This window comes from Maritimimonas sp. 2210JD6-3 (assembly GCF_056591795.1).
This window is the reverse complement of the sequence record NZ_JBWQOJ010000001.1, coordinates 151,445-172,116: the sequence shown is the minus strand read 5'-3', so window position 1 is coordinate 172,116 and position 20,672 is coordinate 151,445. Positions and strand designations below refer to the sequence as shown.

Here is a 20,672-nt window from a genome sequence, read left to right as displayed (position 1 = left end):
AGATTTCGAGGTTTTTTAGTTTCAATATTTAACGAGTAAGTACTGTTAAATTTTCTTCATTTGTTGTTTTAGCATCTTAATTTGCTCTTTAAGCATACCGTGTTTATCTAATTTTTTTGCTTCAGCTATTAAGTTAGTTGCTTCTCGTTTTCTTCTTTTAGTCATCGCTACACCCGCTAATTGTAATTTTGCCATAGCTAGATCGTGATCCATAGACAAGCCTAATTTTATAGCTTGCTTAAAGTACTTCTCTGCTTGTGTAATATTCGTTTGAGAGGCCATAATACCTTTAAGAAAATTATAATAGCCTTCTTGCTTTTTTAATAAAGCGCCACTAGGGTTTTTAATATAATTCAACCATTTTGTCGCTCCAGCAAAATCCTGTTTACGCATTCTTAAAAATGCCATTAATAAAAATTCATTCTTAAAATAAAAAAACACAAAAACACCTGCCAACAATATCAAAGCTATACCATTGCCTATATTCTTCTCAATGAACTGATAGATTCCCCAAGCAAAAACAGCTACGGCAATTATTAATTTTATATTTTTATTAAACATCTAAGTATTAAAATTAGAGGCGCAATTTACAAAATGATTTTGGCTTTGCAGCATATTTAATCTGCCAAGAATTTTAGGAAAATTATTATAGAGTTATCAATACTAATTGTTTTAAAACAACGTTTAAAATCGTAGATTTTAAGATGAATTCCCCAACTAAACATGTTAAAAAAACTATTTAAACTCTTACTCAAGCTAACTATAGTTGGCATTCTTGCGGTAACATTATTTTTATTAGCTGTCTATTACGGTGTTTTTGGTAAACTTTACACCGCCGAAGAACTCAAAAGTTTTAAAAATGAAACTGCCACACTGGTACTTTCTGAAGAAGGTGCTATTATTGGTAAGTTTTATTCTGAAAATCGTATCAATATTACCTATGACAAGATTCCAAAACATTTAATTAATGCTTTGGTTGCTACTGAAGATGCACGTTATTTTGAACATGAAGGTGTAGATTCTCGAAGTCTGTTACGTGTACTGTTCAAAACAATTTTATTCAATAAAAAAAGTTCGGGTGGCGGTAGTACTATCAATCAACAATTAGCCAAGAACATGTATGGGCGTAAAAGCCATGGCCCGCTAACCATGTTGGTAAACAAAGCCAAAGAAGGATTTTTAGCGCATCGTTTACACGGAATCTACTCTAAAGAAGAAATTTTGACTTTGTATCTGAATACTGTTCCTTTTGGAGAAAATGTATTGGGCATAGAAGCTGCCTCACGACGCTATTTTAACAAACCAGTATCTAAACTTAAAACTGAAGAAGCAGCTGTATTGGTAGGGATGCTGAAAGCAAATACCTATTACAATCCAAGGTTGTATCCAGAAAATGCCTTAAAGCGCAGAAATATAGTCTTAGCTCAAATGGAAAAATATGAGTATTTAACCAAGATTGAAAAAGACTCGTTGCAGCAATTACAATTAAAATTAGACTATGCAAATCTTGAATCTGAAGGGCCTGCAAATTATTTTTTAGTACAAGTAAAAAAAGATGTAAAAAAAATTCTCGAAGATATTAATGAAAAACAAGGAACCAATTACAACATAGAAAATAGCGGATTAACTATAAAAACATCCTTGAATTTAAACTTACAGAACTACGCTTTAAATGCTTATAAAAGTCACTTAAAAGTAATGCAAGATAGGTTGAATACACAATATAAAAGTGGCGCTAGTAGAAAGGCACTACATGAACTTGTAGATAAAGAGTTAAAGAGACTAAAACTAACAAAACGTGCTAACGAAAAGAAAAGTAGAGAACTTTTTGATTGGAATGGCTTCTATACCGATTCCATTTCTATTCGTGATAGTATTAGGCATTCGTTACGATTATTACATGCTGGTTTTTTTGCATTTGAACCGAATACTGGAGCTATAAAAGTTTGGGTAGGTGGTATTGATTATAGAACCCAGCCTTACGATCAAATTTATGCACAAAGACAAGTAGCATCTACATTCAAGCCTATTTTGTACGCTGCTGCCTTAGAAAATGGTATGCAACCTTGCGACTATTTAGATAATGATGAAATCATTTTAACCGATTTTGAAAATTGGAAACCCAATAATTACGATAATTCTCTTGGCGGAAAGTATTCGCTTTCAGCTTCCTTAGCAAAATCTTTGAATATACCTACTGTAAATCTATACCTGCAGACACCTTATACTAATTTAAAAAATACGTGGGAAGCATTAGGATTCTCCCAAGAATTAGTTAATAAACCTTCTACAGCTTTAGGAACATCAACTGCGAGTATTTACGAGGTAGCTATTGCATATGCAGCGTTTGCAAATAAAGGTTATAAAGTACAACCGCAAACCATACTTTCTATTAAAAAATCAGATGGTGAAACTATCTATTATAACAAGTTGCTAAAAAGTAATGAGCGTGTACTCCATAAGGAAACTACTGAGATTATGAATACTATGCTGCAAAAAGCTATTGTAGAAGGCACTGGGGTTTCTTTAAAAAGTACATATGGTGTTACCTTGCCTCTTGCTGGTAAAACAGGTACATCTCAAGACTACGCAGATGCGTGGTTTGCTGCCTATAATCCTAATTTAGTAATGGTAACAAGAGTCGGTGCTTCATCTCCTATTATAAAGTTTAATACTGGGTCAAATGGTTCTGGCAGTAGATTGGCGTTACCTCTTATTGCGAAAACATTACAATCAGTTCAAAAAACGAACTGGATTAAAAAAACATATTTTACAAAATTCGAACCCGTATCTGAAGATGTAAATGAACTGCTAGAATGCGAAGATTATATAGAAAACACTGGGCTCGAAGAATTTTTTGAAAGTATTTTTGGCAATAACAAAACAACCTTAGAAAGAGCCCAAGAAAGAGCAGAACGACGCGCTAAAAATCAAATTGAGAAAGAAAAAAGACTAGAGGAGCGTAGAAAAAGAATTTTAGAACGCAAAAGAAAAAGAGAGGAACGAAGACGCCAAAAAAACTAATTTTTGAGCATTTTGTTAGCAAAAATCTACCAAAAGACAAAAAAATTAGTCACTTATGCTAAAAAATTTTATATTTGTTATTGTAATTTTAATAAATATTTAGCTATGATAAAAAAACTACCCCTTTTATTAATCTCTTGTTTTTTAATATTCTCTTCTTTTTCTGATGAAAAAAAATCTAAAAAATCTTGGTTTAAATCTTCTGATGGAAGTGGATATATAAGTATTGAGATTAAAAAAAATAAACAAGACAAATCTGTTGTTGTTACTACAGTAAATTCAAACTTTGGTAACGAAAAAATGAACTTTACTTCAACTACTACTTGTGATACAGATAAGTTAGCAAATGCTAATAAGATAGAATTTAATGGTACGATTGATTCTAACATGAATCCAGTTGTTTACAATGGTGAAAAATTAAAAACTAAAAGAGGTGCTTCTTTCTGGAGTTTTCATGGTGATTTTAAAAATGAAATTACTAATGATCCAGAAGTAAATCAATTTTTATTACCGAAACACAAATCTGTACTTAGAATTCCTGCAGAAACAGTGCCTTCTTTTAATGTATGGGCAATTGTTCCTCAACTACCTTTTAATAAAAATGAAGGCGTTTTCAAGTTTAATTCTTTAGATGAGACTAAATTGTATGTACATAAAGGTCAAACGATTACCTATGCAGGTGAAGAAGTTGCAGATATAGACGGTGAAAATCAAACGCTTCATAAATTTGTTCACGAAGGTAAAAAGATGAAACCTGCTTACTATTGGGTTAATAACGATAGAGAATTGGTAAAAATCTTACTTGATAACGAATTTGAATTTGTAGTTAGTACAGAAGCAGAAGCTTTAGGAAGAGCAGTTGCTAACATTCCTGAAGACTAATTTTACTCTATAAATAATAAAAAAACCGCAGTCTAATTAACTGCGGTTTTTTTATTTTTTACAAGAGTGAGTTTAAATTACAGACACCTTATAGCAATACTATTTATACTATTAGCCATAGTAATGCTTTCTACAAAAACTACTTGGTGGGTGTGTAGCGTTTGTGGCATGCAAAAATATGAGCGTTCTATATTCAATACTACTATAGATTTTTTTAGCTATAATGCGTACGATGAGTACAAAACACATAAAAAGTGGAAACAAGAAAATGGGAAACCTCACCTACCTCACACGTGGGTAAAAGTTAAAATACCAGAAAGAGATATATTAAAAGATTGAAAAAAAGTATCTTTAGGTTCTATAAATAAATTATTAAGTAATGACTATTCCCAATCGACTCATTAGTGTACTATTAGTAATAACTTGTTTAAATGCATGCAAGTCTGACACATCATCAAATGTAAAAAGTAATGAAAAATTTTCTTTCGAAGAATTAACTATTTCTCAATTACAGCAAGGATACGCTGAAAACAAGTTCACAATTACTGAAGTTACTCAAAAATTTTTAGATAGAATCGACGAAATCGATTTTAATGGTCCTCAACTCAACTCGATTATTCAGATAAATCCAGATGCTTTAACAATAGCTAAGCAACTAGATAAAGAACTCGAGCAAGGAAAATCGCGAGGTGCATTACATGGTATTCCTATTATTATAAAAGATAATATTGATACACAAGATAATATGTACACTACGGCTGGCTCAAGAGCTTTGGCTGAATCAAAACCACTTAAAGATAGCTACGTAGCAAAAAAATTAAAAGAAGCTGGAGCTATTATACTTGCTAAGGCTAATTTGAGCGAATGGGCTAATTTTAGAGGTGAAATGTCTAGCAGTGGCTGGAGTGGCATAAATGGACAAACTAAAAATCCATATGTATTAGATCGTAATCCCTGCGGGTCTAGTTCAGGTTCTGGAGCTGCTGTTTCTGCTGGCTTGAGTTTAGTAGCTATAGGTACAGAAACTAATGGATCGATTGTATGTCCTTCTAATGCAAATGGTGTTGTGGGTATAAAACCTACAGTGGGCTTAATAAGTCGTTCGGGTATCATCCCTATTTCATTTACACAAGATACTGCAGGACCCATGGCAAGAAATTTAACAGATGCCACATTATGTTTAAATGTATTAACAGGAATTGATTCAACAGATTCAAAAACACTAGCTAGTAAAGAACATATCAAAAAAGATTATATGCAATTCTTAAAAAAAGACGGGCTGCAAGGTAAACGCATTGGTATGTATAAAGCACCTCTCGGAAGAAACTTCAAAGTAGATACACTTTTTCAGCAAGCAGTTGATTATATGAAAAATCAAGGAGCAGAAATTATTGAAATTGAGCAAATAACAGATAATAGTGTTGGAGGTATGTCTTTTCAAATTATGTTATACGAATATAAAGATGGTTTAAATAAATATTTTCAGGCGTTAGGTCCCGATGCAAAAATTAAAAATTTAGAAGAACTCATAGCATTCAACAAAAAAGATTCAATTGAATTAACATTTTATAACCAGCATTATTTAGAAATGGCTCAAGAAAAAGATGGACTAGATTCAGAAGAATATAAAACTACCTTAGCTAATATGCTAAAAGGTTCTCGTGAAAATGGCATTGACCGTGTGATGAATGAGCATAATTTAGATGCCATTGTAGCTCCTACTGGAGGTCCAGCTTGGAAAACTGATCATCTAAATGGTGACTCATTTGGCTTGGGAAGTTCTTCGCCAGCGGCCATAGCAGGATACCCAAACATATCTGTTCCTATGGGTTTTGTTGGTGAGTTACCTGTAGGCATTTCAATATTTGGTCGTGCTTGGAGTGAACCTATTTTATTAGAAATTGCTTATGCATATGAGCAAGGTACTAAACACAGAAAAGCTCCAAAATTTTTGGAAAATTAAAATGGAAGTAGTCAATATAAAAGAAAAATTCTCACTTTTTAGTGAGCATTGGAGCCCAAAAATTATAGGACAACTCAACGGACAAGATGTGAAGTTAGCAAAACTAAAAGGTGAATTTGTATGGCATGATCATAAAGATGAAGACGAATTATTTTTTATTGTTAAAGGACAACTCATACTAAAGTTTAGAAATAAAATAACTACCCTTAATGAAGGGGAAATGATTATAGTTCCAAAAGGCGTTGAGCATAAACCAATTGCAAAAGAAGAAGTATGGGTTTTATTATTTGAGCCAAGTAATATTAAGCACACTGGTGGCGTTCAACATAAGTTAACTAAAGAACATTTTGAAAAAATTTAATTCGCATGAAATGTTCAAAAATATTATTATTTGTCTCTTTATTTTTACTAACATCTTGTGCAGAACTACAACAAGTAGTTAATCAATTGCCTCAGGGTGAAGTGACAAATGCCGATATTATTTCTGGATTAAAACAAGCTCTAAATATAGGAATCGATAAGCAAGTAAGTAAACTTGCTCTCGAAGACGGTTTTTACAAAAATGAACTTGTGAAAATTTTATTACCTGAAAAATTACAAAAAATTGATAAAACATTAAGAGATATTGGCCTTAGTAGTTTAGCTGATGAGGGATTAAAAGTATTGAATAGAGCAGCTGAAGATGCTGTAAAAGAAGCTACACCTATTTTTATAGATGCCGTTAAAAATATAACTTTTGCTGATGCAAGAAACATTCTTTTGGGTAATAACAATGCTGCAACTAATTACTTAAAAATCAATACTTCACAAGCCTTATATACAAAATTTCATCCTGTTGTAAAAAGTTCTTTTCAGAAAGTAAGAGCAGATGAAATATGGAAGAATCTTATTAACAAATACAATAACTTACCAATTGTATTCACTAAGATAAATCCCGATCTAACCGATTATGTAACTAATGAAGCACTAGATGGTGTTTATACCATGATAGCAATTCAAGAAAAAGAAATAAGAACAGATATTGCCTCAAGAACAAATACACTTTTACAACGTGTATTTGCCCTTCAAGACTAATTTTTTAAGCTTTTTTACCACCAAGCATTCCAACTAGTAAAGCCACAATACCCAATCCTATAGTAATATAAGAATTTGTGTTGTCTTGGGCTTCTATTTTAGCAACACCAAGATCTACAGAAGCTTCGGGTGCTACCATTGTGTAAATTCCATATCCTAAAAGGATAATACCTACTACTAAAAGTACAGTTTTGATTGATTTGTTCATTATGTTTGATTTTATATTTAAGTGAATATAGAAAAAAAATTGTATGTCCGTTTTATGTCATAAACATATTTTAAAGCGTCATTCCGAATTTATTTCAGAATCTCATCATTCAATAAATCAAGTATTTACAGTGAGAACCTCAAACAAGTTCAAGTTGACAAACACCTTTTATGACTCTTTACGGATAATTAAAAAATTTACAAGAAGGATAGATAATCTATTCTATACTTCTTCGGTACTTTCAATTAATATTTCTAATATTTCAATAGCTGCTTTTGCAATTTTTGTACCTGGTCCAAAAACTCCAACAACCCCAGCATCAAATAAAAATTGATAGTCTTGAGGTGGTATTACACCACCAGCGATAACCATAATATCTTCGCGACCATACTTTTTAAGTTCTTCTAATACTTGGGGCACTAATGTCTTATGACCAGCTGCTAAAGAAGATACTCCCAAAATATGTACATCATTCTCTACGGCTTGCTTAGCAGCCTCTTTAGGCGTTTGAAATAACGGGCCGATATCTACATCAAAACCTAAATCGGCAAAACTCGTGGCAACAACTTTGGCACCACGATCATGACCGTCTTGGCCCATTTTGGCTACCATAACGCGTGGGCGACGCCCTTCTAATTCGGCAAACCTATCTGCCAAATCTGTGGCTTTTTTAAACGTTTTATCTTCCTTTATTTCCCTGCTGTACACTCCTGTAATAGAATTAATTGTTGCTTTATATCTGCCAAAAACAGTTGCTAACGCATTTGAAACCTCACCTAAAGTTGCTCTTGCTCTAGCTGCTTCTATAGCTAAAGCTAATAAATTTCCTTCACCTGTCTTGGCACTAATCGTCAATTTATCTAATACTTTATCAACATCGACTGAATTTCTATCGTTTTTTAGTGTTGCTAAACGCTCTATTTGTGAATTGCGAACCGCATCGTTATCTACTTCTAAAATATGTAACGGATCCTCTTCTTTTAATTGACACTTATTTACTCCTACGATTATGTCTTGAGCACTATCAATACGAGCTTGTTTCTTAGCAGCAGCTTCTTCTATGCGAAGTTTTGGAATTCCTTTTTCAATTGCTTTGGTCATTCCGCCAAGGTTTTCAACTTCTTGGATGAGTTCCCAAGCTTTGTTAGCAATATCTTCTGTTAATTTTTCAACATAATAAGAACCAGCCCAAGGATCGACTGTTTTCGTAATTTTTGTTTCTTCTTGAATATAAATTTGTGTATTTCTTGCAATACGAGCAGAAAAATCGGTAGGTAAGGCAATCGCTTCATCTAAAGCATTTGTATGTAAACTTTGTGTGCCACCAAAAGCAGCTGCCATCGCTTCTATAGTTGTTCTAGCGACGTTATTAAAAGGATCTTGAGCTGTTAAACTCCAACCACTGGTTTGACAATGCGTTCGTAATGCTAAAGATTTTGCATTTTTAGGATTAAATTGTTTAACGATCTTTGCCCATAAAATTCTTCCTGCACGCAGTTTAGCTATTTCTTGAAAATGATGCATTCCGATAGCCCAAAAAAACGATAGACGCGGCGCAAAACTATCAATATCCATTCCAGCATCAATTCCAGTTCTAATGTATTCTAAGCCATCAGCCAACGTATATGCCAATTCGATTTCAGGTGTCGCACCAGCTTCTTGCATGTGATATCCAGAAATTGAAATAGAGTTGAACTTAGGCATATTTTTGCTGGTATATTTAAAAATATCAGCAATTATTTTCATAGAAGGTGTTGGTGGGTAGATGTACGTATTACGCACCATAAACTCTTTTAAAATATCATTTTGGATTGTTCCTGATAATTTTTCGAGACTTACCCCCTGCTCTTCGGCAGCCACTATATAAAAGGCTAAAATGGGTAGTACAGCACCATTCATGGTCATAGAAACTGACATTTGATCTAACGGAATCTGATCGAATAGAATCTTCATATCCTCTACAGAATCGATCGCTACACCTGCTTTACCAACATCACCTTGTACACGCTCATGATCTGAATCATAACCTCTATGTGTAGCCAAATCGAAAGCTACGGATAAACCTTTTTGACCCGCAGCTAGATTTCTTCTATAAAATGCATTACTCTCTTCGGCAGTCGAAAAACCAGCATATTGACGAATAGTCCAAGGTCTTCGAACATACATCGTTGCATAGGGACCTCTTAAATTAGGAGCAATACCCGCAACAAAGTTCTCATGCTCAAAAGTTTTTGATTTTACGTCTTTTATTTCAATTTGAATATGCTGTATATCTTTTCTAGTCATTTAACTTTTACAATACATTAATGCATTAATAGCATCATACAACTCATTTACCTCTTCTTGCGCAAAATTCCCGGAAATTTCGACATTTCCTCCAGCAATGGTAGCTAAAATTTTAGGCGCTGCAATCAATTTATCATTTATAATTATCGCTACTTTTTTATTTATGTTTTGTGTTGTAAATTCTTTAAATGTAAACTTACCTTTTTCTGTGAAAGTAACAAGTAAGCTAGGCTTTCCCATCGCATCATAGGTTTTAGCCACCGAAGCAAAGTCGTTACTAGTAATCACTGGTATTTCTGAAACTCTTAAACTCTCTTTTTTTGAAGCTGTATTTAAAGTAAATAACTTTCCATCTTCTACCGTTTCATAAAAACCATTGTATTGATATCCAATTAATTCAGAACAATCAGCATCATTTACTACTGCTGGTGGTGCGCCTATTTCTAAACTTGGTTTCACTGGTGTGGGTTCATATACTGTATAATTATTATTAAGATTGCATCCAAAAAATTGTAGCAACACTACAATTGGAAAAAAATATTTAAATATAGAATCAAAGCTTTCCATAATCTTCTATTATTCTTTTTTTAATCGCTCTTGTTCTAACCTTTCAGATAAACGTCTCGCAACGATTGGTTGAATTACCGTTTTTCTAGGTTTCATTTTAAGAAAAGGATACAACTCTAATTCGTTTTTCATTTTATCTTTTTTATTAGGATGTTTATTGGTTCCTAACAAGATTTCTTGTCCGCTATCAAACTGAGCTTGTTCTTTATGAGCACTTTGAGTTATCTTTCTTTGAATCGTCCCTTCAAACAATTGTTTTAAAAATCCACCAGCGTTTTCTATATCTTTAAAAAGTACTAATGCTTTTTCTGCAATTTGTTTTGTTAGAGATTCAATATAATACGAACCTTCGGTAAATTGTGATGCATCTTTAAAATAACTCTCTTCTTTTAATATTAAAAGTTGATTGCGTGCAATGCGCTCACCAAACTCATTTTTTTTATGATAAATTGTATCGTAAGCAATATTTGAGATTGTATCTGCACCACCTAATAAAGCACTCATGCACTCTGTAGTTGTACGAAGCATATTGGTATTATAATCGTATAAGGTTTTGTTACGCAAAGTTGGTGATACAAAAATTAGTGGTTTAATGTTTAGATTATATTCTTTACAAAGTAAGTTCCACAAATATCGAAATGCTCTTAGTTTTGCAATCTCGAAGAAGTAATTACTACCTACTGAAAAATTGAACTGAATAGACTTCTCGACTACGCGCGAAGTGAGACGTGAGTTATTTAAAAAATTTAAGTATTCATTTGCATGTGCCAACCCGTAAGCTACTTGTTGCACAATATTAGCTCCTGCGTTTTGATATAAACCTGTATCAACGCTTAAAACAGTAACATTTTTAATTGCTTTTGAAAGAATATTTTTTAAGGCTACAAAGTCAGTATCTTTATTCGAAAACCAGTTGCCTTCTTTAGCGAGTTTCCCAATAGGATCAACATTTAAGAATACTGTATATTCTTTTGTTTTTTCAGTTAAATCAGATAAAAAGCATTCAGATAAAAAATTTAGTTTGAAATGTAAAGACCCTTCGACTGCGCTCAGGGTAACATCTTGTAAGAGAGCATCGATATTAAAGGGTTCATTGGCTTCAAACTGTATAGCCTCTGCTCCTCGACTAAGAGCATCGTTGGCTAAAAAATTAGCAGTTTGTTCATCTGAAATAAAAATAGATTGACAGACGGTACTTTTACCTTTAAACGATGGAATTTCTAAAGCTTCAAAATCGTCTAGGTGATAAAACGGTTTTACCTTAATTCCTTCATTAGACTCCCACACTAATACTTCATTATAATCTGCGCCTTTAAGATCAAATTGTATTTTTTGTTTCCATTCTTTCGCAGATACCTGATCGAATTCGTCAAATAAAAAATCACTCATCTTACTTTTTTATAGTGTCAAATTCAATAATGTAAATATCTTCATTCTTCTTTTTCATTTTATATTCTTCTCTGGCAAATTTCTCTAAAGAATCAGGATGTTTTAAGTTATTTATTTTCTTTTTATCCTTACTTATTCCCTTCTGATAAAAATCGTTAGAATTTTCTAGTCTTTTGGTTTCTTTATCTAGATCGTTATGTAATAGTATAGAACTTCCGTCAAAAAATAACATCCAAATCATAAAAATGATTGCTATGAGCATATATCTATTAGTCAGAATTTTTATAATAGGTTTATTTCTAAATTCTTTAAGCGTCATTTGTTACTATAACTTATCATTTATAATGGTCTTTACTATATCTATAGCTACCGTATTATATTTGTTGTTAGGTATTATGATATCTGCATATTCTTTCATAGGTTCTATAAATTGCTCGTGCATAGGCTTTAATGTATCTTGATAGCGCTGTAAAACCTCGTCCATGTCGCGTCCGCGTTCTTGTATATCGCGTTTTAAACGACGTATTAAGCGCTCATCAGAATCTGCATGAACAAAGATTTTTATATCTAACAGATCTCTTACCTTTTGCTTAGAGAAAATAAGAATTCCTTCTACGATGATAACTTTACTTGGCTTTGTTATTATTGTTTCTTTTGTTCTATTATGTTCAACAAAAGAATATACAGGTTGATCTATGGCTTCGCCCTTTTTTAGTTTTTCTAAGTGCTCTCTAAGCAACTTAAAATCAATTGCTTTAGGGTGATCAAAATTAATTTTTACACGTTCGTCATAAGATAGATAATCAGTAGCTTTATAATAAGAATCTTGAGAAATGACTGTAACATCTTTATATGGAAGCTCATCTACGATTTGTTTTACCACAGTAGTTTTACCACTACCTGTGCCTCCAGCAATACCGATAATTAACATGAAATCTAATTTTATATCTTCACAAAAGTAAGATTATTTCTTTTTTATTAGTTTAACGATTCCAAGATTTTCTACACCAATGTATATAAAACCGTCTAGACCTTGCTCTATACTGCGAACTCTTCCGATTTTATCTAACAATCGTTCTTCACTTACTACTTTGTTTCCTTCTAATTTACAAAGATTTACATATTGAAATTTTAAAGAACCTACTAATAAATTACCTTTCAACTCGGGATACACATCGCTGTAAACAAACGCCATTCCACTTGGCGCTATGGAGGGTGTCCAGTAATGTAAAGGTTGCTCCATGCCTTTCATCGATGTTTTATTGGTAATCTTCGTACCACTATAATTAATACCGTAGGTGATTACAGGCCAACCATAATTTCTACCTTTTTGAACGATATTAATCTCGTCTCCTCCTCTTGGGCCATGTTCATGCGTCCAAATGCTACCAGTAACAGGATGCTTTTTCATTCCTTGCGGATTTCGATGGCCATAAGAATAGATAGCTTTTTTGGCATTTTCTTTATTTACAAACGGATTATCAATAGGCACAGTTCCGTCATCATATAATCGATATACTTTACCCCCATCTTTGGTAATATCTTGTGGGTTTATATCTCTATTACCACGATCGCCAATCGTAAAATATAAATAACCTTCATTATCAAATACAATTCTAGATCCGAAATGCTGCCCTCTTTCAGTATCGGGTTCTGCTTTGTATAAAAGTTCTTTATTTGTTGCTTGGTCGTCTTTTAGTTTAAAGCGCATTAAAGCGGTATTTGCTCCTTCTGAACTATTAGCAGCCATCGCATAGGTTATATAGATCCATCTGTTTTGAGAGTAATTAGGGTGTAATTCTATATCCATTAGGCCACCTTGACCTAAAACTTCCACCTTTGGCAGTCCTTTAATTTCGATTTTCTTTCCATCTTTAAAATGAATCAATTTACCTGACTTTTCATTGATTAGCATTGACTTATCAGGCAAAAAAGTAAAACCCCAAGGTATATATAGATTGGGAACAACAATTTCATAACCGTATTTATTATTTTTCTCAGCCGTTGGTTGTGAACAAGCATTGAGAAAGGTAGAAAAAACTACTAGTAAACATAGACCTAATTTGTTCATAATTATTCGTTTGAATTTGAGTATAATTTACAAAGAAATATCTATTGTAACTATTAATAAAAAACATATATTTGCCCTCCATTTTTCGGGGTGTAGTACTGTGTCAAGCACGGCATAAACTATGCTCATGAAAAGTAATCTAAATAGTAGAGTTTGAATTTCCAATTTCAATATTCAAAATCTATGAAAACTCGGGGTGTAGCGTAGCCCGGTTATCGCGCCGCGTTTGGGACGCGGAGGTCGCAGGTTCGAATCCTGCCACCCCGACAAAAAGGGTATCAAATGATACCAAAAAATAGCTAATCTTATGAAAATCAATGATTTTCATTTTTATTGAACTCATAAGATTAGCTTTAATATCAAATGAAAGGTTACCTATTCGGTTACCTGTATAGTTACCAAATTTTTCATTACATTGGTACTCAATTAAGATTTGACTTTCGCTTCGATTTGACTTTCGTAAAACAAATCGAATATTCACTTAAAGCGAGAGTTTATGCAAACTTCAAAAACATTCAGTATTCATTTTTGGCTGAACCTAGCCAAGAAAAAAGGAAATTCAGCCCCTATTTATGCCCGTATCACCGTAAACGGAAAACGTGCCGAAATCAGTTTAAAACGAGACATTTTGGTTACCTATTGGGACACCAAATCAAAAAGAGTCAAACCAAGGACACCTGGAGCTAAAATGCTCAATGCTTATTTGGATAATATTTATGCCAATTTATTGGACTGCCATAAGCAGTTGACGGCTGAATTCAAGTTGATTACCGCCCACAATATCAAAGCCCGTTTCTTGGGAGAGGACGAACAGCACAAGACCCTAATGGAATTAGTAGACTACCATAATACCAGTATGAAGTCCGTTCTCAAATTCGGAACGCTAAAAAACTATTACACTACCGAAAAGTATTTAAAAAAGTTTTTGAAGGAAAAATTAAAAGCCAATGATATTTATTTGAAGCAGTTATCCTATAGTTTTATCATTGATTTTGAGCAATTCTTGCGTAATACACCCTCTATCAACAATGCACAACCGTTGAACAATAATGGTATTATGAAACATTTGGAACGTTTTAAAAAGCTGCTCAATTTGGCAATAGACCTTGAATGGATAGAAAAGAATCCATTTGCTCGCTACAAATTAAAGTTTCAAAAATATGAACGTGCTTTCTTATCAAAATCGGAATTGCAAGTATTGGAGCTTGGCATTTTAAAACACGAAAGTCATATCAAGACCCGAGATATATTTGTTTTTGCCTGTTATACAGGATTATCCTATATCGATGTGAAATCTTTGACCAAGAACAATATTATCAAAGGTATCGATGGTGATTATTGGATATTCACGAGTAGAGAAAAGACAGATAAGTCTGTTAAAATACCGCTTTTGAACAAAGCACAGGATATTATAAACAAATATGACGGAGCATTATCCAACAGCTTATTGCCTGTATATAGCAATCAGAAAGTGAATACCTATTTAAAGGAAATCGCATTGGAATTGGAAATACCAAAAAAACTAACGTTCCATTCTGCCCGACATACCTTTGCAACAACGGTTACCTTATCTAATGGAGTTCCTATAGAAACGGTATCTAAGTTATTAGGACATACTAAATTATCCACGACTCAAGTGTACGCACGAGTAATTGAGCAAAAAGTCAGTACTGATATCCAGAGCTTAAAAGCTAAACTTAATTCTGATAACCTTAATTTGAAGGAGCAAAGAGTTTCAATAGTTTAAGATGTTTTTTGACCTCTATCCTTTCCAAAAAAATAAGTCTATAGATAAATGTATAGGTGAGAATATATATTCATACAATATTACCGAAATATAAACGTCGCAAAATATTTCTCGGAAAAGGGACGGCATAAAGCCACCACTTCTTCCCTCGCTTATTTATTCCGTTTCCTTCCCACTCCAAAATTTTGTCTTCCGTTTGGTCGATGCTCAAATATTGTTTAATCTAAAATCATTTAATTATGGAAACAAAAACAAAGTCAAACGGAACAGCAAAAAAACAAACTGCAACCGTTAAAAAGGAAGTACAAAAGAAGCTAACTGAACAAGCAATTGGAAAAACCGTTATTCCAGAAAAGAAAGTAACTGCCCAAAAGCCAGTAATCAACTTGGACGACAGAATCCAGAAGTTTGAAAAGCTAAGAGGATTGGCCACGCAACGTGAACGATTGACACAGACGTTAAACGAGCTGACCAAGTTCAATTACAATCAAGACGATTCGAGTTCTTTTTATCTTCGTGATTCTCGAAACTTGGAATTCAAGACCACCAACACGAATTTAATCAAGTTGGTAACTTCACATTTACAGTCCACTTTGGAACAACGCAAATCTGAAATTGAACAGCAGATTGTTCAATTTGAACTTTAAATGAAACTTTAAATAGCTTCAACTATGAAAGCCTGCTCGATATGAGTGGGCTTTCTTTTTTTATGTCAACTATTGTTCAATTAAAATTTATAATCATGGAAAATCCTAAAGAATTGCTACAACTTGATTTTGGTTTCGAATGTAAACCTGTAATCAATCAAAAAAACCAGTCTAAATCATATAAAAAAGCAAAAGCCGATTTTGTCTTCGACTTTATAGACTGCATTAGAAGCCCTGTCATTGTTTTTAAATCTGCCTGGCAAGATGCCATACCTGATGATTTATTGAAAAAAATAACAATGGCCCGGATGATGTGCCTAATAACAGGTGAACCAATGGCCTCCTTGACCGAAGTCGTAGCCTATACGATGCCCCGAACTTTTGAAGCTCCGATGCACACCGAATGGGTCAATATCTATACTTGGTGCGGACTTCAATATGCCAATGTATTCAATAACGCTGACCAGAGAAAAGAAATGGCAGCGACTATGGGAAAAATAGCTCCAGAAAAGCTTTCCGATTATGAAACACACCTATTAAGCGACCTTAGAAGATGGATTTATGACAAACGACGTAAGGCACTGAAGCAATCAATGAAAACAGAAAACCATCCAAAATCTATGGAGGTTGTTACTAACCAAAAGCACCTTTTTGATGATTGAGAGCGATGAGGATGTAGTTATATCATACAATATTACCGAAAAATATTGTTTAATCTAAAAATTTAAAATTATGAAACAAGTATCTGAAAAACCTAACATTTCATTACAAGAAGCAGAAGAACATTATCGATTAAGTAGTGAAAATTATATTATTGAAAGTGCAGAGAGTCATTTAGCTTACTATAGAGAAAAGCATCCCTTGTACTACCACATACTATTAAATAATGTTTAATCTAAAAATTTAAAATTATGTATTTGAACAAATTGCAACAAGATGAGATTTTTGTGTTCTCAGAAATGAAATCATTACAAAATCTAACAGGAATTCCATCCCGTAGAGGATTGGAAAATGCCATTATTTCCAATGGTAAAATAGTCAATGTCGTTTCCAACAGTTACGGACATATCCCTAATGAACTGTTTTTTAAGAAAGCAGAACAAATGCTGATTGATGCCAACCTGAAGTATCATAAACGAACTATCAATCGAAATGACAGGTCTTTTATAACGGATTTTATCACCGAGGAAGACAACCAATTTTCGGTCAAGAATGACAAAGATTCAATTCTACCAATGCTACGTTTTAAAAATTCCTATGATGGTAGCGAAAAAACTTCTGGACATTTCGGTTTTTATCGAAAAATATGTTCCAATGGATTGCATGTTGCAGAAACTGAAATAGATTTTTCAATCAAACATACAAAGAACAGTATCGATTTAATAATGCCAAGATTAAATGTACTGTTCGATAAGTTTTTGGACAATGAATTCTATTCGATTGTTCAAAAATTCGATAAAATGAAGGAAATCGAAATCCTCGATACCAAAGCATTTGTTCGAGACATTCTTGAAAAAACAAAGCTGTTTAGATATGAATGTAGCGATAAGAACAATGACCCTTCCAAAAAATCACGAGATGTCATAGAAGTTCTGGATAATGAAGCCATCCTGTTAAACGAAACTCCCAATCTGTGGTTAGGTTATAATGCCTTTAACTCGGTATTGCACGGTACATTGAAAAAGAGTTTTTCCCAACAAGAAAAGTTGGACAAGAAACTATTCGATGAGATATACGAAATGGCTTAATCTGTCATTTTAAAAAGGTTTTTCCAGTACCTTATCTAAACTGGAGTTTTAATTATACTTCTGACATATTATTCCGTTTAGCACGTTTCCCAACATTTCGTTGCTCTTCATTTCGGGAAAAGAGCTGCTCTCAAAAAGGGTCTTGGTCACAACTTTAAAGATTCCGATTTCCGTTCCGCTTGCCCACCCGTTCTCGAGAAAGTCGGGAAGTGGGCAAACTCCATTACAAGCTCCATCTTTAAAGTTAAGTCCGCTAAAAAAACCGGAAGGTCAATACCTCAATTTTTTTTAACAGCATTATCGGCAAATTCTTCTTGAGCCTTTGCTCGATAATACTTAAAAATTGAGGTATTGCCCCGAACATTTTAAGGGGTTTATAATAGATAAAGCCTTTTGTTGTTTTTCGGGGCATCGAAAAACAGGCATGGCATAAACAATTCTAATTTAGACTCCATTCGTTTCACTCGCTTAACTGTCGGTACGCTCAAATCACGAACGGTTTTAAAAGAATTGCTAATGCCCTTATGGAACTTGTCAAGACTGTACAAAGTTTTATTGAAAAATAAGGTTTCTACTTCCTTGAAAATCCAAGGATTTTACTACGTAGCAGACACTCCTGATTTGTTCCCTAAAAGTCTTGACAAAACCCACTTTATCCATTGTGCCCTGCACGAAAGAAATCAAACAAACACCCCTTAAAATTTAATCCAGTTTAAATCAAAAGGGAAATATTAATCAAGCCTGTAAAAAGGCATCTAAAACCATTTTATTATGAGTACCATTAAAAATCACGTACAGTTAATCGGAAACGTTGGACAAGAGCCAACCATTACGAATCTTGAAAGCGGAAAAAAAGTAGCTCGCTTATCATTGGCTACCAATGAAAACTACAAAAATGCTAAAGGCGAAAAGCAAACGGACACCAATTGGCATACCGTTGTCGCTTGGGGCAAAACGGCTGACATTATCGAAAAGTATGTAGCTAAGGGCGATGAAATTGGAGTAGTTGGAAAACTAAAGGTACGTTCTTACGATGATAAAGACGGTGTTAAACGCTATGTAACCGAAATCGTGGCAAATGAAATCCTTTTAATGGGAAATAACAAGTAAAAAAGAAAGAGGGCAAACCGTCGAAAAGTCTTGCCCTCTTTTCATTATCAATCTTAATCAGAAAAACAATGAATAACAAAGTTAACGAAATACAGATAAGCTACAAAGAAAAGGCAAGTACATTGAAATCTCCTAAAATCAAATCTTCACAAGATACTGCCGAATTTCTTTTTGAGCATTGGAACAAGGACACCATAGGATTGCAAGAAACTTTTAAAGTATTGCTATTGAACAATAGCAATAAGGTAAAAGGTATTTATGAACTGTCAAAAGGGAGTATCACAGGCACTATGGTCGATATACGCATCCTGTTTGCAGTTGTTTTGAAATCTTTAGCCGTTGGGGTTATATTGGCTCATAACCATCCATCGGGGCAATTAAAACCTAGTGTGGCGGATAAAAATCTGACCAAAAAAATCAAAAAAGCCGCCCAGTTTTTTGACATTATGGTTCTGGACCATTTGATTATTACACCCAATGGTGACTACTACAGTTTTGCCGATAACGGAGATTTATAACATTCAGCATTATGAAAACTACAGACCAATAAAAAACCGAATTTGAAATCTGGTTGGAAGAACAGGAAACATGGGGAGATTATCCCGACGATTTTAATCCCGATTTATACGACCTATACTACTTTAAAAATGATATATATTAATTTTAACAACCTCGATAACGAAACCCAACAACACTTATTATCGGTATCTAAAGAAGAAATTGAAAGTAAATTTGGGGATGACCTTAAAGCCTACGCCAAAGAACATTATTTGAATTATGATGCTCTGTTGGACGAAGAAGCGACACGAAATTTATATAATTATCAGTATGTATTTAATATCTGAAATACTATAAATCCGTAAATAAGACCCTTGATTTTTTTCAAGGGTCTTTTAATTTGTATCCTATTGAATAATTAAGCTCTGGACATTTTAAAATCTGATTTTCTAATTTTCAATTTATCTCAAAATCATATTTTTTAGTATTAAATCATATCATTTGAGACCAAATTTCGTTTTTATTTTGCACATAAAAACAATATATTTATAAAGCTGTCAATCAGCATATTTTAAGCACGGTTAAGCACATTAGATTTGACTTTCCTTTGACCGTATATATCAAAAAAACTTAAAACGGAATGTAAATTCCGTAAAAGAGCAACTGACTTTTTTAGTCAGGTTGTCTGAAAATTTTGTCATGCTAAAGCATGACGAAATCGAAGAGCAAGAGGGTGGCACGCTCACGCGGTGCCTCTAATGCAGTTTGCTCCGCAAACCCTTGTATTTACAAGGTTTTTAGAACATCAAGGATGAAGAAAGAATATTGATGATTGGGTCAAATCTTCTGTAAAACCCTATAAACATTGGAAAAAAATGACCCAATAGGATAGTTAACAACAAAAAAATGGACAATTTTTATACCATACGATTTAAGCGTAACACCGCCAGAAGATTCAAGAGCTTTTCCAAAAAAGTATCGAAATCGTATTCAGAAACAATGGAGCTTATCATCAACTTTTTTGAGTGGCATGGCTTTATGCCCTCCGACCGTTTTGGTAAAAGCATCGTACAGGAAATCATCAAGAACCGCAAACGTACCGATGCCTCCATTGCCATTATCAAAAGCATTGAAAAAGACCAAACCAAGCCCACCAATGCCATGCTCTTATCGCTTTTTGAGGAAAATTTGATGCAAGACGATAACGAAGAACCTGAACTGGTGGAACGGAAATTCTTGGAAGATACAGTACCGGAAGAAAAACAAACGGTTGAAACTACAATACCCAAAATCCGCTATGAACGGTTGGCCGATAAAATGGATGCGGTAAAAGAGGATTTTAAGTGTTTACTGGATAAGGTGAAAGTTGTAAAAAGTAGTTTCGGCAAAAGGTATTTAAAACTGGAAATCACCGAAAACGAATTTGAGAAAATAAAACGAAGACTTAAAAATTTATAA

23 protein-coding genes and 1 tRNA gene are annotated in these 20,672 nt (G+C 33.6%); 16 read left to right on the top strand and 8 right to left on the bottom strand.

What is annotated here, in order from left to right:
- Nucleotides 1-45 precede the first annotated feature (45 nt).
- A complete protein-coding gene (locus tag AC1EUY_RS00770; protein ID WP_480193584.1) occupies nt 46-561 on the bottom strand; it encodes a DUF2892 domain-containing protein in 516 nt (171 codons plus the stop codon).
- 162 nt (nt 562-723) lie between these two features.
- Here AC1EUY_RS00770 and AC1EUY_RS00765 point away from each other — a divergent pair, with 162 nt between their 5' ends.
- From AC1EUY_RS00765 to AC1EUY_RS00740, 6 genes are all read left to right on the top strand, one after another.
- Nucleotides 724-3,024, top strand: a complete 2,301-nt coding sequence (locus tag AC1EUY_RS00765) for a transglycosylase domain-containing protein (protein ID WP_480193583.1) — start codon at nt 724-726, stop codon at nt 3,022-3,024.
- Nucleotides 3,025-3,129: 105 nt separating this feature from the next.
- Nucleotides 3,130-3,906: a hypothetical protein gene (locus AC1EUY_RS00760; RefSeq protein WP_480193582.1), complete on the top strand. Its 777-nt coding sequence runs from the start codon at nt 3,130-3,132 to the stop codon at nt 3,904-3,906.
- A gap of 66 nt (nt 3,907-3,972) precedes the next feature.
- On the top strand, nt 3,973-4,245 hold the full coding sequence (locus AC1EUY_RS00755) for a hypothetical protein (RefSeq protein ID WP_480193581.1): 273 nt from the start codon (nt 3,973-3,975) through the stop codon (nt 4,243-4,245).
- Nucleotides 4,246-4,285: 40 nt separating this feature from the next.
- Complete coding sequence (locus AC1EUY_RS00750) at nt 4,286-5,869, top strand: amidase (protein ID WP_480193580.1); 1,584 nt, start codon at nt 4,286-4,288, stop codon at nt 5,867-5,869.
- Nucleotide 5,870: 1 nt separating this feature from the next.
- Nucleotides 5,871-6,230, top strand: a complete 360-nt coding sequence (locus tag AC1EUY_RS00745) for a cupin domain-containing protein (RefSeq protein WP_480193715.1) — start codon at nt 5,871-5,873, stop codon at nt 6,228-6,230.
- 5 nt (nt 6,231-6,235) lie between these two features.
- Nucleotides 6,236-6,943: a DUF4197 domain-containing protein gene (locus tag AC1EUY_RS00740; protein ID WP_480193579.1), complete on the top strand. Its 708-nt coding sequence runs from the start codon at nt 6,236-6,238 to the stop codon at nt 6,941-6,943.
- Between the two features lie 4 nt (nt 6,944-6,947).
- Here AC1EUY_RS00740 and AC1EUY_RS00735 read toward each other — a convergent pair whose 3' ends face one another.
- From AC1EUY_RS00735 to AC1EUY_RS00705, 7 genes are all read right to left on the bottom strand, one after another.
- Complete coding sequence (locus AC1EUY_RS00735) at nt 6,948-7,151, bottom strand: hypothetical protein (RefSeq protein ID WP_480193578.1); 204 nt, start codon at nt 7,149-7,151, stop codon at nt 6,948-6,950.
- Between the two features lie 222 nt (nt 7,152-7,373).
- Nucleotides 7,374-9,437, bottom strand: a complete 2,064-nt coding sequence (scpA, locus tag AC1EUY_RS00730; RefSeq protein ID WP_480193577.1) for a methylmalonyl-CoA mutase — start codon at nt 9,435-9,437, stop codon at nt 7,374-7,376.
- The gene (locus AC1EUY_RS00725) at nt 9,438-10,004 is read right to left on the bottom strand and encodes a SecDF P1 head subdomain-containing protein (RefSeq protein WP_480193576.1); all 567 of its coding nucleotides are present in this window, start codon (nt 10,002-10,004) and stop codon (nt 9,438-9,440) included.
- A gap of 9 nt (nt 10,005-10,013) precedes the next feature.
- Nucleotides 10,014-11,393 carry a methylmalonyl-CoA mutase subunit beta gene (locus tag AC1EUY_RS00720; protein WP_480193575.1) on the bottom strand — a complete coding sequence of 460 codons (1,380 nt, stop codon included), beginning with the start codon at nt 11,391-11,393 and terminating at the stop codon, nt 10,014-10,016.
- Between the two features lies 1 nt (nt 11,394).
- Nucleotides 11,395-11,712, bottom strand: coding sequence for an FtsB family cell division protein (locus AC1EUY_RS00715; RefSeq protein ID WP_480193574.1), 318 nt, complete (start codon nt 11,710-11,712; stop codon nt 11,395-11,397).
- 6 nt (nt 11,713-11,718) lie between these two features.
- Nucleotides 11,719-12,324: a uridine kinase gene (gene udk / locus AC1EUY_RS00710; RefSeq protein WP_480193573.1), complete on the bottom strand. Its 606-nt coding sequence runs from the start codon at nt 12,322-12,324 to the stop codon at nt 11,719-11,721.
- 33 nt (nt 12,325-12,357) lie between these two features.
- Nucleotides 12,358-13,464 (bottom strand): PQQ-dependent sugar dehydrogenase, encoded by a 1,107-nt coding sequence (locus AC1EUY_RS00705; RefSeq protein ID WP_480193572.1) that lies wholly within the window; start codon nt 13,462-13,464, stop codon nt 12,358-12,360.
- A 192-nt stretch (nt 13,465-13,656) separates the two neighbouring features.
- Between AC1EUY_RS00705 and AC1EUY_RS00700 the strand changes: the two genes are divergently transcribed.
- From AC1EUY_RS00700 to AC1EUY_RS00655, 10 genes are all read left to right on the top strand, one after another.
- Nucleotides 13,657-13,731, top strand: a tRNA-Pro gene (locus tag AC1EUY_RS00700).
- Between the two features lie 229 nt (nt 13,732-13,960).
- Entirely contained in the window at nt 13,961-15,211 is a 1,251-nt protein-coding gene (locus tag AC1EUY_RS00695; protein ID WP_480193571.1) for a phage integrase SAM-like domain-containing protein, read from the top strand.
- Between the two features lie 239 nt (nt 15,212-15,450).
- The gene (locus AC1EUY_RS00690; protein WP_480193570.1) at nt 15,451-15,858 is read left to right on the top strand and encodes a hypothetical protein; all 408 of its coding nucleotides are present in this window, start codon (nt 15,451-15,453) and stop codon (nt 15,856-15,858) included.
- Nucleotides 15,859-15,899: 41 nt separating this feature from the next.
- Nucleotides 15,900-16,520 carry a hypothetical protein gene (locus AC1EUY_RS00685; RefSeq protein WP_480193569.1) on the top strand — a complete coding sequence of 207 codons (621 nt, stop codon included), beginning with the start codon at nt 15,900-15,902 and terminating at the stop codon, nt 16,518-16,520.
- Nucleotides 16,521-16,590: 70 nt separating this feature from the next.
- Nucleotides 16,591-16,752, top strand: a complete 162-nt coding sequence (locus tag AC1EUY_RS00680; protein WP_480193568.1) for a hypothetical protein — start codon at nt 16,591-16,593, stop codon at nt 16,750-16,752.
- Between the two features lie 17 nt (nt 16,753-16,769).
- Nucleotides 16,770-17,606, top strand: coding sequence for a DUF932 domain-containing protein (locus AC1EUY_RS00675; RefSeq protein WP_480193567.1), 837 nt, complete (start codon nt 16,770-16,772; stop codon nt 17,604-17,606).
- 771 nt (nt 17,607-18,377) lie between these two features.
- Complete coding sequence (locus tag AC1EUY_RS00670) at nt 18,378-18,716, top strand: single-stranded DNA-binding protein (RefSeq protein WP_480193566.1); 339 nt, start codon at nt 18,378-18,380, stop codon at nt 18,714-18,716.
- A 68-nt stretch (nt 18,717-18,784) separates the two neighbouring features.
- Nucleotides 18,785-19,234 carry a JAB domain-containing protein gene (locus AC1EUY_RS00665; RefSeq protein WP_480193565.1) on the top strand — a complete coding sequence of 150 codons (450 nt, stop codon included), beginning with the start codon at nt 18,785-18,787 and terminating at the stop codon, nt 19,232-19,234.
- 129 nt (nt 19,235-19,363) lie between these two features.
- Nucleotides 19,364-19,561, top strand: a complete 198-nt coding sequence (locus tag AC1EUY_RS00660) for a hypothetical protein (RefSeq protein ID WP_480193564.1) — start codon at nt 19,364-19,366, stop codon at nt 19,559-19,561.
- Nucleotides 19,562-20,120: 559 nt separating this feature from the next.
- The gene (locus AC1EUY_RS00655; RefSeq protein WP_480193563.1) at nt 20,121-20,672 is read left to right on the top strand and encodes a BfmA/BtgA family mobilization protein; all 552 of its coding nucleotides are present in this window, start codon (nt 20,121-20,123) and stop codon (nt 20,670-20,672) included.